14 protein-coding genes and 1 pseudogene are annotated in these 14644 nt (G+C 59.2%); 8 read left to right on the forward strand and 7 right to left on the reverse strand.

Annotation, left to right across the window (positions count from 1 at the left end):
• The first annotated feature begins 267 nt into the window (after window positions 1-267).
• The 6 genes and pseudogenes from AC1RKJ_RS10475 (at window position 268) to AC1RKJ_RS10500 (ending at window position 7098) form a co-directional block, all read left to right on the forward strand.
• Window positions 268-538, forward strand: a pseudogene (locus AC1RKJ_RS10475) (ArdC-like ssDNA-binding domain-containing protein).
• A 56-nt stretch (window positions 539-594) separates the two neighbouring features.
• On the forward strand, window positions 595-2385 hold the full coding sequence (locus AC1RKJ_RS10480) for an SIR2 family protein (RefSeq protein ID WP_006022656.1): 1791 nt from the start codon (window positions 595-597) through the stop codon (window positions 2383-2385).
• Between the two features lie 39 nt (window positions 2386-2424).
• A complete protein-coding gene (locus AC1RKJ_RS10485; RefSeq protein ID WP_006022657.1) occupies window positions 2425-4290 on the forward strand; it encodes a competence protein CoiA family protein in 1866 nt (621 codons plus the stop codon).
• 39 nt (window positions 4291-4329) lie between these two features.
• Window positions 4330-5604, forward strand: a complete 1275-nt coding sequence (locus AC1RKJ_RS10490; protein WP_006022658.1) for a DUF4238 domain-containing protein — start codon at window positions 4330-4332, stop codon at window positions 5602-5604.
• Between the two features lie 253 nt (window positions 5605-5857).
• Window positions 5858-6223, forward strand: a complete 366-nt coding sequence (locus tag AC1RKJ_RS10495) for a hypothetical protein (protein WP_237863170.1) — start codon at window positions 5858-5860, stop codon at window positions 6221-6223.
• A 41-nt stretch (window positions 6224-6264) separates the two neighbouring features.
• On the forward strand, window positions 6265-7098 hold the full coding sequence (locus AC1RKJ_RS10500; protein ID WP_006022660.1) for a DUF2971 domain-containing protein: 834 nt from the start codon (window positions 6265-6267) through the stop codon (window positions 7096-7098).
• A gap of 50 nt (window positions 7099-7148) precedes the next feature.
• Here AC1RKJ_RS10500 and AC1RKJ_RS10505 read toward each other — a convergent pair whose 3' ends face one another.
• Complete coding sequence (locus AC1RKJ_RS10505; protein WP_006022661.1) at window positions 7149-7751, reverse strand: hypothetical protein; 603 nt, start codon at window positions 7749-7751, stop codon at window positions 7149-7151.
• Window positions 7752-8622: 871 nt separating this feature from the next.
• On the opposite strand from AC1RKJ_RS10505, the gene AC1RKJ_RS10510 reads away from it, so the two are divergent.
• On the forward strand, window positions 8623-9015 hold the full coding sequence (locus AC1RKJ_RS10510) for a GrlR family regulatory protein (protein ID WP_492790900.1): 393 nt from the start codon (window positions 8623-8625) through the stop codon (window positions 9013-9015).
• An 82-nt stretch (window positions 9016-9097) separates the two neighbouring features.
• Here AC1RKJ_RS10510 and AC1RKJ_RS10515 read toward each other — a convergent pair whose 3' ends face one another.
• From AC1RKJ_RS10515 to AC1RKJ_RS10540, 6 genes are all read right to left on the reverse strand, one after another.
• The gene (locus AC1RKJ_RS10515; RefSeq protein WP_492790901.1) at window positions 9098-9868 is read right to left on the reverse strand and encodes a thioesterase family protein; all 771 of its coding nucleotides are present in this window, start codon (window positions 9866-9868) and stop codon (window positions 9098-9100) included.
• 15 nt (window positions 9869-9883) lie between these two features.
• The gene (locus AC1RKJ_RS10520) at window positions 9884-10852 is read right to left on the reverse strand and encodes an NAD(P)H-dependent flavin oxidoreductase (RefSeq protein WP_492790902.1); all 969 of its coding nucleotides are present in this window, start codon (window positions 10850-10852) and stop codon (window positions 9884-9886) included.
• Window positions 10853-10953: 101 nt separating this feature from the next.
• Window positions 10954-11511, reverse strand: coding sequence for a hypothetical protein (locus AC1RKJ_RS10525; RefSeq protein ID WP_492790903.1), 558 nt, complete (start codon window positions 11509-11511; stop codon window positions 10954-10956).
• Between the two features lie 110 nt (window positions 11512-11621).
• Entirely contained in the window at window positions 11622-12203 is a 582-nt protein-coding gene (locus AC1RKJ_RS10530; protein WP_492790904.1) for a YqaA family protein, read from the reverse strand.
• Between the two features lie 64 nt (window positions 12204-12267).
• Window positions 12268-12762 (reverse strand): phosphoribosyl-ATP diphosphatase, encoded by a 495-nt coding sequence (gene hisE, locus AC1RKJ_RS10535; RefSeq protein WP_492790905.1) that lies wholly within the window; start codon window positions 12760-12762, stop codon window positions 12268-12270.
• Between the two features lie 127 nt (window positions 12763-12889).
• Complete coding sequence (locus AC1RKJ_RS10540) at window positions 12890-13288, reverse strand: hypothetical protein (protein WP_492790906.1); 399 nt, start codon at window positions 13286-13288, stop codon at window positions 12890-12892.
• A 289-nt stretch (window positions 13289-13577) separates the two neighbouring features.
• Between AC1RKJ_RS10540 and AC1RKJ_RS10545 the strand changes: the two genes are divergently transcribed.
• On the forward strand, window positions 13578-14618 hold the full coding sequence (locus AC1RKJ_RS10545; protein ID WP_492790907.1) for an ABC transporter substrate-binding protein: 1041 nt from the start codon (window positions 13578-13580) through the stop codon (window positions 14616-14618).
• Window positions 14619-14644 lie beyond the last annotated feature (26 nt).

A 14644-nucleotide genomic window follows, 5' to 3' on the forward strand; every position in this document is an offset into this window, starting at 1 on the left:
TTGCGCTTCTGAGGGGAACGCCATCCCCTGCGGCCGGCCTTCGTCTCAGCCGCCCCCTTTTGCGGGGAGCCCCCGCAACGCCCCCTTCAGAGTGAGAGTGCGGACCGGCTTCGCCGTGACGGGTTGAGGGCTGAAAGAGGGGCCCCGGCGCCGGTCGCGGAGATCGGTGATGTCCAGAAAGACCTGACAAGCTCGGGCTGGCCAGGACCGGGCGAGCTATACGATGAACTTACCGACAATATCATCGCAGAACTTGAGGCCGGGCGCGTGCCTGGGTCCAACCTTGGAGGACGGCGGCTGCGAAGGCGCCACTTGCCAAACGCCGCGACCGGGCGGAATTATTCCGGGATCAACGTGCTGATCCTTTGGAGCGCCGCGGCACGGCTTTTCGGGCCAGAGCGGGCCCACCTTCCGCCAGGCGCTCGCGCTCGGCGGCAATGTCCGCAACGGCGAGCGCGGCACGTCCGTCGTGTACGCCGACCGATTCGTACCCGACGACGAGAAGCGGCGCGCCCGAGCAGGCGCGAGCGGCGATTGATTGCTGCGCAATCTTGCTATGCTCGGACCCTTCCCTCCTAGTGATTCGCGCCTGCCATGAGCATTTTATCAAGCGATCCGATTACTCAGCTCGCATTCTCGATGTTCGAGAGCAAGGGTGTCTATGCTTTGCTTCTCGGCTCTGGTCTCTCTCGTGCAGCCGGGATTCCAACTGGATGGGAAATCACTTTGGACCTAGTTCGACGAGTCGCGCTCGCGCAAGGCGTCAAGAATCAGTCCGATTGGGCGACGTGGTATCGCAAAACGTATGGTGCGGAACCCGATTATTCAGCGATTCTAGCAGGACTGGCGGCCTCGCCTGCCGAACGGCGATCCATCTTACATTCGTACATCGAGCCTGACGAAGACGATCGTGCAGAGGGTAAGAAACTTCCGACAGCCGCGCACCATGCAATCGCGGGCCTGGTTCGCGACGGGTATGTCCGAGTGATACTAACGACCAATTTCGATCGGCTATTAGAAAATGCACTGCGAGAAGTTGGCGTTGAGCCAACTGTCGTCACCTCCGTCGACAGCTTGTCAGGAGCCGAGCCGCTCACACATAGCCCGTGCTACGTGCTGAAGCTTCATGGTGACTACAAGGATGCACGCATCCTGAATACCGACGAAGAGTTAGGCGTGTATCCGCCGCAATACGATGCGCTGCTCGACCGCATTTTGGATGAGCACGGTCTTATAGTTTGCGGTTGGTCAGGCGAGTGGGATGACGCGCTACGGGCAGCATTGTTGCGCGCTCCTAACAGGCGTTACCCTACTTTCTGGAGCATACGGGGGAAAGTTGGGAGCGGCGCAGAGCCCATCATCAGTCAGCGTAAGGCTGTGACCATTCCGGTTGCCGACGCCGATAGCTTTTTTCTGAAGTTGGCCGAGCTGGTGAAAACACTCGCCGAGACTCGGAAGCAGAGTCCGCTGACGATTGATATCCTCGTCGGCTCTATCAAGCGGTACGTTGCGAGGCCGGAATTTCGCATTCGACTCGATGAAGTCATCACACAGGAAGTTAACAAGCTTTTCGACCGCCTCGACGCGAAGGAGCTCTCTCCGCAGGGTGTGTGGTCCGTTGAGGAATTCCGCCGACGCCTTAAACTCTATGAGGCCACTACCGAGCCGCTCGCGAAAGCCTTTGGTGTTCTCGGACGATGGGGGGATGACGCCGAGCTTGCACTCATTGCCGATACGATCCGCGGCGTCGTTGCCAGGGCGAACAAGGTGGGCAGCGGCCTGAATATATGGCTTGATCTAAGGACGTATCCGGCCGTTCTGCTCATGACTGCATATGGGCTCGGACTTGCGAGAGCAGAGCGTTGGAAGACCTTGCATGACCTGTTTTCTCTCTCGATGCCTAGGGACGAGCGGGACCCAAAACGTCTCGTGAATTCGCTCTTCCTGTGGGACTGGAGGGGGTCAGACGACAATCTCTGGAATAACGTTGAAGGTTTCACGACAGGCAACAACCGCCGAAAAACACCACTCAGCGACCATCTATTCGACGTATCCTTCGAGTGGGGCACGGCGTTTTTGGGCGTCCCCACAGACAATGCTCTGCTGTTCGATCGTTTTGAGGCGCTGGGGGCGTTGGTCCACCTTGAAGAGAACAGTGAAAGGGCACTGAAGGATCAACTGGAGAACGGCGACAGGAAGGCTAGGATGTCTGTCGGTCGCATCGGCTGGCGAAGCGAGGGGCGACGCTCAATAGAACACGAGCTGAAATCAACTCCTACCAGGCAACAACTGCTTAAAGCAGGGTTCGCATTGGGCAGTGAAGCATACCTCGATCTATTCTTGGAAAACCTATCACGGGTAGCACGATGGATGGAGTGGCGCTGACACTCCACCTGGCGATACCGGCCAGGGAGCAGCCGGACGATGTCTATACGCCTGAGAGAACTGTTTGCCTGTACGGAGCAAGGCGGCGCTTTCGTCGCCGAATCTGCCGATGGTCGACTCCTGCATATTGGCGAGGTGCCCTCCGGGCTCGCCTGCAACTGCGTCTGTCCCGGCTGCGGAAGGCGGATGGTTGCGAAAAAGGGAGATGTGCAGGCCCACCATTTTGCGCACAATGCTCAGCAAGATGGCCGGTCATGCGCGTCCGCCGGCGAGACGGCCCTGCATAAGTTTGCGAAACTCATTTTGGATGAGCGCCTGGAAATTACTTTGCCAGCGCAGGTCGTGGAGGAGCAGAAGGATCGCGAAGTTGTTGTCCGGGCGGCGAAGCGTACTTTCGATCGAGCGATCCTAGAAACCAAAGATGGGCAGATCGTTCCCGACGTCGTGCTGCTCTTACGCGATCGCAGGCTCATCGTAGAATTCAAGGTCACTCATCCGTGCGACTCAATAAAAATCGCCCGGATCCAAGCGATGGATGTCGGCGCAATCGAGATCGACCTCTCCCAGTACCGCGACCACAAGCTCAGCGAGATCGGAGACCGGATACTTTACGACGCGCCGCGAACATGGCTGCACAATCCGCGGGAACGTGAAGCGCGCGCACGCCTCGAAGTGAGAGCGCTACAGCGAGCAGAGGAGAGGCGGACGCAAATCGAAAATTACCGCGGCTCCTATCGCCATCGTTCACCGTCAGAATCCCCGGGAAGCGGGGCATGCGAATCTTCGGCCCGGAAAAACGGCCTCGCCGACCTCATCAATCTGCCGGTATATGGGGCTGGTTGCTTCACAGTGGCCGTTGCGGAATGGCAAGCGGCTATTCTGGAAGCATTGCTCGCTCCAACGAAAACGCCTTTCCGAACTCGAAATGGGCTCGCGGCACTCCGAAGCAGACGATGGCTCGACTCATCGTTTGCTGACATTTCGGACGAAATCGTATGTGGGGTGCGAGCGGCCGGGATTCCGTTCAACTCCCCCTTCCAGGCCGTCGAAGCATATCTAACGCAACTCGAGCGCCTTGGCTTCGTTCATTCGGATCCGACTGAGATTTGGCGGCCCTCACATACGCTACAGGCACGGATCGATAAGGCGCGCGAGCTCCGCGCGCGACCGGTCAAGCGTACGCGCGAGCTCCGTCAATTAGTTGAGGAGCTGATTGCCACTCTTCCAGCGGATGAGACCGCTGCTTTCGTATTTGAACAATGGTGGAGTTCAATGCTCCCGGAACGCGGCCATTCACCTCGTGATGCGATCGACTTCGATGAAACGAAGTGGCGATCGCTCACGAACGACCTGGATAATATCGCGACGCAAATCCGGTTCTCGCCGCGAGAACGCTTAGACCTTTTTGGGCTTCCCTACCACGGCGCCCTGGCGCGCGCACTTGAGCGCAAGCATGCAGAAGAAGCCGAACGTCAACGCGCCAATCAAGCGAAAATCGAGGCAGATAAAGCTGCCCGCGTCGCCGATCTGCAGCATCGCGCGCTTCGACAGATCGGGAGAGAAGCGGAACTCTGGCTCGTGACGACAAACTCTAACACTGGGGGACGCCCTCCCATCGAGGTCGCTTTGGATAGCGAAGCTGGTCACGAGGATGCGGTCCGCGCGCTCCATTACCGAGCAAGAGAGATTGAGGTTCAGCATCGAGCAAGCGAGCGGAAGGCAAAAGCCGTGGCGGAGCTCGCCGCGCTCGCCCAATCCCGGTATTACGACGACGAGCGAGCTAATTTATGGATGCGAGGCAGGAGGCGGGAATTAGGTGGTAAATCGCCGGAGGAGTTCACGGTTGATGATGCTACCCGGCAGCGGTGTAGTGAGCTGCTACCTACGAAACGTTCGCGTCGATAGGAACTCGGATGTTCTGTGTCAATACACCGCATAGAGACAATGAACCGGCCTTCTAAAAAGCACCACTTCGTACCACAGGCGCAGCTTCGAAATTTCTCTGCGGACGCGGAGCGCCGTTTTCTCTATGTGCTCGACAAACAAACGGATCGATCATTCCGAACTTCGATCCTCAACGCTGGCTCAGAGAACGACTTCAACACCATCAGTCTCGGCGCCAGCAAGTGGAACTTCGAAGATCTGTTCCAGGAAGTCGACACCCGGTCGGCTTTGCTTATTGCGGAGATCCTCTCGCGCAAATCGCTAGCCTGGCTATCCGAGGATGATCGGCTTGCTTTGGCCGACTTGTTCGCCACCCAGATGCTTCGCACGCATTTCAGTCGAACCACGCGGGCGCACCTCGCTGATCGTCTTCGGGAGATCACACGGCAGCTCGGCTACGATCCGGATCAGAATCCGACCATGGCGACGCCCCCCGATGCAGCACTGCGCCTCGGCGCAGTACGGACATTCCTTGATCGCAGCGAGCAGGTCGTCGCGCTTCTGCGCCTGTATCCCGCCTTATACCGAGCAAACGGGGACCATCGGTTCATAATCTCTGATCATCCCACCGCAGTGATGAATGCTTTTCCCTATGGGGAACTCGGACTTACTTCGCACGGCATACTAGTCGTCCTGCCGATCTCACCAGAGATTATGATTGCCTTGCACTGCCCGACAATTGTGAAGCGCTATGAGTTCGCTGAACAAGCGAGTCTCGAGGCAGATCAAAAGGAGCGAGTGTTCCGATACAGAGACGGCCTCAGGTCCGGCAATCCGATCGATATTGATGAAGATGCGGTCCTGTTCCTCAATCATCAGCAAACGGTTCATAGTGCGCGGTACCTCTACGCGGCCACCGACACATTCGATCGCGCGCGTGAAGCGTTGGAACAGCAACCTCACCTTCGGTCCGTCACGACACACCTTACGTTCGGCGAAATGGGACGGCCGTCTAAACGACATTCAGAGATGCAATCGGGAATACACCTCGTAGTACGCGGTCCTGCCGATCACGGGATCCTCACAATCGAGGAAATCGATCCTTCCGGAGAAGGGATCACCGCTCGGACCGGCCAGATCACATTGTTAGCCCAAATGGCATCGGATCAGGGCATGCTCCGTGTCGAACTCTACGTCGATGGACGCCCCATGCGCACCTTGGGCGCTGCCATGGTGGAGCCTCTTGGAAACACAGCCGATGGCTGGTTCCGCGTAGTTCACCGCGATGCCAGTTTGAGAGAGTTAGGCAAGCGTCTCGATCGCAACCGCTTGTAGCCTTCCATTTCCGGCGAGCAGGTCCCCGATATCAAACTTCGAGCAGTTGGCAGCACAGGCCTGTTCCACAGCATGCAGCGCAACCTCTCACGTCAAAAGCACTAGGTGACAATACAAGCGTCCGCGAGCCGCGCTTCCTCGTCCATCCGATTTGCACGCTACAGCACTCTGGACTTGGGGGCGGCATCAGGGGACCCTTTGTTTGGCATCGTAGACAATTTAGATCGATGCATGGCAATTGGGTTACGCGTAGATGGCGCCGAAACGGGTCAGCAGGAATCTCGTCAGCCACCACAACGGTAGGTCTTCTGGCGAGCCCGCACCGACAGCGTCGCGCCATGGATATGCGCATCTCACTCAGCGCGGTTTTGATCTTATCGGGGGATCATCGAAGCGCTTGCAGGGACTCATGGTTGAGAGTGATAACAACAAGCGGCGCCGGCTCGTCGAGTTCAAGGATGGTTGCCGCTATGGCAAATTTGGAAGAACTAAAGCTTATGAGCTGATCGCCCACGAGAGGATCAGGGCCTACAAGATGGGGGGCAAGACCATGATTGATCTCAACAGCATAGATGAATATCATGCTTCGCTGCCGAGGGTCGAAACGAGAGCAAGCTAGGCCGCCGATCTGCGCAGCCGCTAAGTCCTCACACTGCTGCCATGACCGAAAACACCGATAATGCTCCGTTCGACCCCGCGCTGGGGGCCATCGAACCGCACGCCGGAACGCTGACCGCACCGCCGGACGGGCAACAGCTTTACAAAATCATGACGATTGAGAACCTGCTCCGGTCGGTGAGCGGCGGATACCTCTATTTCAACCGGGTCGATAGCTACAAGGACTTCCGGAATGCCGACGGGCATGACGGTGAGCAGTTGCAACAAGATCGCGCCGCCAATGAGGCCGCCAAGTTCGAAAGGGCACCCGATTTCTCTGGGGCGGACTATTATGACCGCTGCCGAAACCGGACCTATGCGTGCTGCTTCTCGCTGGAGAACTCCGACTACATCTGGCACGAGTACGGGAACGGCAGCGCACATGGTAAAGTCGGCATCGCTTTCGATTTCGCGAAGCTGCGTGCCGTCATCAATGAGATCATGAGCGTCAGGAATGGACTGCTGTACCGGGGAAACGCCTGCAAGCAGATATTCTCCGTAAACTACGGAATCGTCGATTATTTGTCGTGGGAAGAGGTGCGGGAAAATATCGATCGGATGCCCAATCCGATCCGCTACACCTACGTCAAGGACAAGAGCTATGCTGATGAGCGCGAGTTGCGTATTTCGCTTTCGGCGATTGGCATGGGACATTTTGTCTTGGCCGATGGCACGAAAATGGAATTTGCCCCCGGACTCGAACTCGGCTTTGATTATCGAAAGGCCATGACAGATGGCACGATCACGGAGGTTTTTCCCGGCCCCGGCTGCGACCTCGATTTCCTCCGCGATGAACTCGGCAAGCTCGGCATCAAAGCGGTAGACGGCGCGGCCTAAAGGCTAGGCAGATAATCCAGCGGCACTTCGCCGCCGCTGTGCGTCCCAATCTATAGGTCTTGTTCGGGCGCCGGCTTCTTTAAACCGCGCGGCTCCAGTAATTCGGCGGGGGTTTCTTGCAGGCCACAGAATGCGCTTATCCGGTGATTACCGTCGAGGATGCTCAAGCCATCGGGAAGCCTTATCGCAACTAGCGGCTTTTCGAAGACGCCATTCTTCATCAGGTAATCGGCCCCCCTCTTGAATCGCCTCCCGGTCTCCTCATCAATGGTGCCGCTTGCTTTCTCCATCAATATCTGCGCCACAATGACCTTCGTACCCTGGCAGAGATTTGCAAAGCCACAGTCAGTCGTTTCGCGCTTCCAGCTAACCTCTCGCCACCATGAAAGGGGCCTGTATCCAAGGATGGCTGCCCATGCGTGATTGCCGAGCGGCTCCGGCGGCGGCCAACCCGTATCGCCAGCGCTGCGGTTTGCGAGGTAGAACAGCCACAGTTCAATGACTGCATCGGGCCAATGCGGAAGATAGCGCTTTATATCGGCTAGAGATACCTCCGGCGGTCGCCACTTCTTCTTCAGAATCTCGGCGAGTTCTATAGCTTCGAGCAGCGTTAAGCTCCACAATTCCTCGACGAGCTTCGGCACATCAGCCATGGCATGATCCTGCGGTCATGATTTCATTACCACTATCACGCAAACGCCAAACGGAGGCGCACGGCGGCTTTCTGCTTTCCGGTTGCCGACGTGCCCTCATCGTTAAGCAGGGTCGAGGCGATCGAGCGGAAGCCGCGGGCGTAGTGGTCGCTGCCGGCGCTTTCAGTGTTGGTCTGGCCAGGCGCAACCGACTCGCCCCGAAGTCGTTCAACACGAGGTACGTATCTCGCTCGGCATCGTGGGGCAAAGTGTAAAGACTACGCATGACAAGGCGCTCCCTTGACCTCGCGATATCAAGTTTGGGCGATCCTATCGGGATTCGAGTCGGAGCCGGGTTCGATTCCGGTCGTGGCGCTTGTGGAGACCAGAACGGCATGGGGCGCGCCTGCTGCCGGGGAGCCTGCTGGCTTATTTTTTGCCAGCGAGTACCGCGCGTCTCAGCTTGCTGGTATTTCTGCTGGTATCGGCAGCAATCCGTGACTAAAATCGCCATAAATTCGGATAGTTAAGGAAATAGGTGACTGCCGGCCAGGGGCACCAGGACTTTCAGGCACCGTTATCTTTTCCAGAACGGCTATCTTTTCAGGACGGCCCTTAAGATCTTTTCCAGAAACTATTCGTGAGCAGGCAAGGCATCCGGCTTGCGGGTCGTGCCGATCTGCGGCAATCTTGTCGTGCGACGACCTCGGAAAAATCAATCAAACTTTCTCAATTCTTCTTTCGCCGGATGCATCATATCGCGGCGACGCATGTTCTGATATCGTGTGCTTGCGTCATGCCCGTCGCGACGTTGCGGCTTCATCTCGCATTCGGCGCATGACCCGCCTGATCTCGGGGCAATACCAGGCAAGCAATACCGGAATGACAACCCATGCGACACCAAGCCAACCGGCAGCCGGCTGAACGCTCCGACGGGGCAACGCATGCCGAGATTCCGCCCTTTAAAGGTTTGTACAAGGTCGAGTTCGAGACGCCGCGCGGAAAGGCGTTCGGTGTGATTCATGCGGACAACGGCAAAATCTGGGGCGGAAGCTCGGCATTCGCCTATGTCGGATCCTACACGCAGGACGGCCATTCCTTGAACGGGAATGTATCCAGCCTGCGGCATACATCGGACTCAGAACATCCCTCAGTGTTCGGGTTCGACGAAGTCACCATCACGTTTCAGGGCGCCGTCAAAGGCGACTTCGCGACCTGCGAAGGGACCGCAGCGGAATTTCCAAGTCTCGCCTTCAAGGCGGTGCTGACGCGGGTCGCCGGGTGACCCTTTAGGTGGGGTCGACATTCGAAGCGAGACAGTCTCACCCGGTCCCCAACGGCATTTCATCCCGCCCTTGAATTCTTTATCAGCGCGGCTCGATGACCAGACACTGAACCGCCCGGCCGAAATATCCCTGAGCGTCGCCGAGACGCGAGACGGCGATGCCCGCGCCGTCGGTCCCTAGCGTCATTTCGGAATTCAGCAGGATCCAGTCGCCGACGGGTTGCCGTGCAAATGTCACCGTAAGGTCGGCGTTGATGAAACTCCAGCGGTGAAAATCCAGCACCGACGAGACGCCATTGGAGCAATCCGCCGCCAGCGCGGCCTTCATCGCCTGCGAGATCGGCGCACCCTCGACGATCGGGCGGTTCGGCCTGAACCAGATGGCCGAAGGACCGGGTTTGAGGAAGCCGCCCTTGACCGCGCGCAACGTAACGCCGGCCAGAAAATTATTGAGCCCTTGCGGCTCCTCTCGACCCGCTTCCTGACCCGGAACGTCGATCGGCATCTCGGGGATCACATCGCCGGGCAGAGTCACGGCCTGCGTCCTGACCTTGAGAACGGTCGCGCGCACGACCTCAACGCCCTCAGCCAGAAGACGGACCGCACAAAGCTGAATTTTGCGGCCCTCCCGCACAACCTCGGTCTCAAGGGTGAGCGGCGCTACCGGCACCGGGCGCATCAGATCCACGGTCAGCCGCGCGACATGCATCGGCTCCGGGGTGGGAATGCGTTCGGCTGCCCATACGATCAGCGACGACGGCGCGCCGCCGTGCTGCATGCGGGGATCCCACGGACCCGCGGCATGTTCGCTTGTGAACACACGATTGCCTTCAACGCGAAAGACGGCTTCCATAATTTGTGCCAACGGCTAGAGCGGCGCGTCGATCGCAGCGTCGTATTCCTTTTTGAAGCGTGCCACCAGTTCGGCGACCGGCAGAACCTCATCGACGCTGCCGATGCCCTGTCCGCTACCCCAGATTTCCTTCCAGGCCTTGGGCTTGTTGCGCTCGCCGCTGGCGTCGGTGCCGAAATTCATTTTCGACGGATCGGATACCGGCAGATTCTCGGGGTCCATGCCTGCCGCTACGATCGAGGGCTTGAGGTAGTTGCCGTGAACGCCCGTGAAGAGGTTCGAATAGACGATGTCATCGGCGGACGATGATGCGATCATCGCCTTGTAGTTTTCCGGAGCGTTGGCCTCCTTCGTGGCGATAAACGCCGAGCCGATATAGGCGAAATCGGCGCCGAGAACGCGCGCCGCGCGAATGGCGCGGCCGTGTCCGATTGCGCCGGACAGCGCGATGGGACCGTCAAACCACTGGCGAGTCTCGGCGACAAATGCGAACGGCGAAATCGCACCGGCATGACCGCCGGCGCCCGCGGCCACAAGCACCAGACCGTCCGCGCCTTTCTCGATCGCCTTGCGGGCGAACTTCTGGTTGATGACGTCGTGAAAGGTGATGCCGCCCCAGGCATGCACGGCCTGGTTCAACTCCTCGCGCGCACCAAGCGACGTGATGACCATCGGCACTTTGTGCTTTTCGCAGACAGCAAGATCCTGATCGAGCCGGTTGTTGGATTTGTGCACGATCTGATTCACCGCGAACGGCGCGGACGGACGATCCGGGTGCGCCTTGTCGTGCGCCGCCAGCTCTTCCTTGATCCGGTGCAGCCACTCGTCCAGCAGCGCGGCGGGGCGAGCGTTCAATGCCGGAAACGATCCGACGATCCCGGCCTTGCATTGGGCGATGACGAGATCTGGCCCCGACACGATAAACAGCGGCGAGCCGATCGCCGGAATCGAAAGGCGACCCTTGAACAAGGCAGGCATCGACATCAGAAAATTCCTCTTCCGCAGAATGAAACAGCGGCGCCGGGGCCGCAGCAATTACGCTACGGTCATAGGGGCTACATGCATTTCTTGAAAGAGGCTTGCGTCTACTGGCAAACGGCCCGGGTGACGAAATTCTCCGTCCGGCACGCGCCCTGGCCCGAAAAATACGCCTTTGCAGAGCATTTCTGGGTCGATTCCACATCGACGCTGTTGCCAGCCGCGTAACCTTTCTCCTTGCAGAGCAGCTCTGCCGCGACCTTGCAATCAGGAGCGCCATTGGCGGCGGCTGGGCAAAGGGTTCGGCCGGTGGCCATCGACTGGCCGGACATCGGCGCGATCCGTCGCAGGCTGTCGGTGGCCCCCTTGGCGCTCGAGTTCAATCCATCGAGCGCCTCGCTCGGACTGGGCAGCGTTGACCTCAGACCGGACGCCGAATCCTTCAAGAGCTTGCCGAGTTCTTCGACCAGTCCCGGATTACTGCGCTCAGGGGCTGGCGGTGGTTCGGCCACGGGAGCGGACTGTTGCGATGGCGCGACCTGAAGCTGCGGCTGGATCTGCTGCGGCCATGCCGCCGTCGCTGCTCCCAGCGCAATCGAGAGGACGGCCATCAGGACCACGCCTCCCCGCACATCCACGAACAGATCGCCGGTGTAATTGGACATGCCTTGAGAGTATCCCCGCGCGACGACGGCGAAAAGACTTTAAGTCAGACGCATTTTCCTCGCGCGAGCCGGCACCTGTCACGAGCCAGCCCGAGGAGATGCCTCGCGTCCTAAAACAGCCGGAAGGCGACGATGAAGCCGATCACCAGCACACCCGCGGCGATGGCGACCCAAAGCCCAAGGCGCTTCTCGATGACCTCGCGAATCCACGTGCCGTAGCGATTAAGCAGAATGGCGACGATAAAAAACCGCCCGCCGCGCGCGATGATCGAGAAGATCACGAACAACAGCAAATTGTAGTTGGCGAAACCGGACGTGATCGTGACCAGTTTGTAGGGGATCGGCGTAAGACCCTTCAACAGGATGATCCACGCACCGTATTCAGCATAGGACGCGCGGAACGCCTCGACCTTGTCGCCGTAACCGTAAAGATTGATCAGCCACTGTCCGACGCTGTCGTAGAGCAACGCGCCAATGGCATAGCCGACGACACCGCCGGCCACCGAGGTCACCGTGCAGATCAGCGCGTAGAGCCACGCCTTCTGCGGCCGCGCCAGCGACATCGGGATCAGCATGACGTCAGGAGGAATGGGAAAGAACGAGCTTTCCGCGAAAGACACCGCGCCCATCAACCAGAGGGCATACGGCTTGTCGGCGGCGGCAATGCACCAATCATACATTCGTCTCAGCATGGCGCGATGAACCACCGTCCGGCGGATTTGTCCATGCGTGGAAATGAGGAATGTTAGCGGCTATTCAGCGCCGTTTCTTCAACCGGCCGCCTTGGAGCGCGACAATTGGTCGCCGGGCTACATTTTCGGCGCCCCGCGTCTCGGTCATCGAAGGCTTCTGTACCGAAGGTTTGGGGATCTTCGGCAGGGCTTTTGCGGCTGCGGAAGTCCTGTCGCCGGACTTCTGCGGAACAGGCTTGTTCGCGAAGCTCTTGGGTAATTTTTCAGCAATCCCCTGGGCCCGTTCGCGCCGGTCCATCTCGTTCCAGACGTCCTGCGGGCGGACACCTGCCGCGACCCACAGCACCGACAGGTTGTAAAGGAGGTCGGCGCTTTCGCGGATCACCGCATCCGATTTGCCGTTGACGGCATCGATAACGACTTCGATGGCTTCCTCGGCGAGTTTCTTGGCCATCTTGGCCGGCCCGCGCTGATACAGCCGTGCCGTGCGCGACGTTGCCGGATCGAGATCCTTGGCCGCGACAATGGCGTGATAAAGCCGTTCTAGCGAATCACTCATGCTTCAACCTTAAACTAAATCTCTCGCCAGCGAGTTAACAACCCGCCCAACAGCCTGAAAACGCTCCCAAAACGCAAATTCGCCGGGATTGCTCCCGGCGAACTCGCGGCTTGGAGATACGACGGGCTCAATAGCCGTAGTAACCGCCGCCGTAATAGGGCTGCGCGCCGTAGTAGCGGTTACCGTAATAGGGGTTGCCGCCGTAGTAATAGTTGTCGCGGTAGTAATCGCGGCGACGCTGCTCGGCGACGATGGCGCCGACGGTGCCAAGCGCCAGACCCATGAAGGCCAGCCCCGCGGCATTCCCGCCTCCACGATAACCGCGGCGCACGGCGCGACGGCGGGCACTGAAATCGGTGGCGTCGCTGGCGGCTTCCGGGCCGGCTGAGACGGCTTTGGTGACCGGCGCGGCTGAACGTGCCTGAGCGACCGGCGGCGGAACGGCCACGGTCAAGACCAGCGCTGCAGCCGTCGCCAGAACCACAGCTCGGCTGAAGGGAGAAGGCGAAGTCTTACGATTGAACATTTCAACGTCCTCATAGGTCATCCTGGCCTGAACAGGCCAGTTGGGAGATAACCCTAGTCTTTACATTAAGTTTCCCAATCCGAACGCAGGATGAACGGCAAAAGGCGAAATGGCGGCAATCTTTGCTGCAAAAGGCGAAAAGGTGACGAAACCGGCGTTGTGTGCTTGTCATCATCCCAACACAGCGAATGCTCAAAAGCCGCGTCTTGCTGCCCCGAACTGCTGCTGCCCAAGACTGCACCTCAAGACTGCAACCTCAAGACTGCCTACCGAAGACCAAGTGCCGCTCATGTTCAAAAGTCCGGATCGTATTCTCCGCAAGATCCTGCTGTCGCTGACCGTGCTGGTCTGCGCGGTAAGCTTCCGCGCGACGCCGGGGCTCGCGGCGACAGCGCTGCACTTCTCTCTCGACCGCGCACTCGACGGCACGGCCGCGCCTTTCGTGCTGGCTTCCAGCAAGGGATTGTATCGCGCGGAAGGCCTCACCGTCACAACCAGCTCGGCGGCCAGTTCGCCGGACGCCATCGCGCGCGTGGCATCGGGCGCCAGCGACATGGCGCTGGCCGACATCAACGCGCTGATCCGCTATCGCGACAAGGACGGCGCCGTTCCGGTCAAAGCCGTGTTCGTGCTCTACAACAAGGCGCCCTATGCGATCATCGCCCGCAAGAGCCGCGGCATCGCAACCATGTCGGACGTCGAAGACAAGACCATTGGCATCGTGGACGGCGATCTCGCGGCGCGACTGTGGCCCGCCGTCGCGCGCAGCAACAGCATTCGACTGGGCAAGGTCAAGAAAGAAAAAATCAGCGCGGCGGTGCGCGGGCCGATGCTGTCGGCCGGTCAGGTCGATGCGGTGACAGGCCTCTCGTTTCTCACCGGCATCGACCTGCGCAACCGCGGCGTTCCGGCGAACGATCTCGCGGTGCTGCGCTTCTCCGAGTTCGGCAGCGAAGTTTACGGACACGCGCTGATCGTCAATCCGAAATTCGCCGCCGACAATCCCGACGCGGTGAAATCATTCGTGCGCGCGACGGTCGCGGGTATTCACCTTGCCATCAAGGATCCCGGCCGCGCGGTCGACGAGGTCCTCACGCAAATGAGCGGCGGCTCGCGCGAGGTCGAACTGGAGCGGCTGCGCGCCGCCATTCAGGACAACATCGTCACCGACGACGTGAAGCGAAACGGCCTCGGCGGAATCGACGACAACCGCTTCGCTGCGGGCGTCAGTCAGATCGCGGAAGATTACGAATTCCGCAAACGGCCGCTGCCGGGCGACATTTTCGACGATACGTTCCTGCCGCCAGTGAACGCGCGCAAGATCAACTGAGCCGCATCACGTTGAGATTGTTAGCA

The sequence above is a fragment of the Afipia sp. GW822-FHT04G07 genome (genome assembly GCF_058800765.1).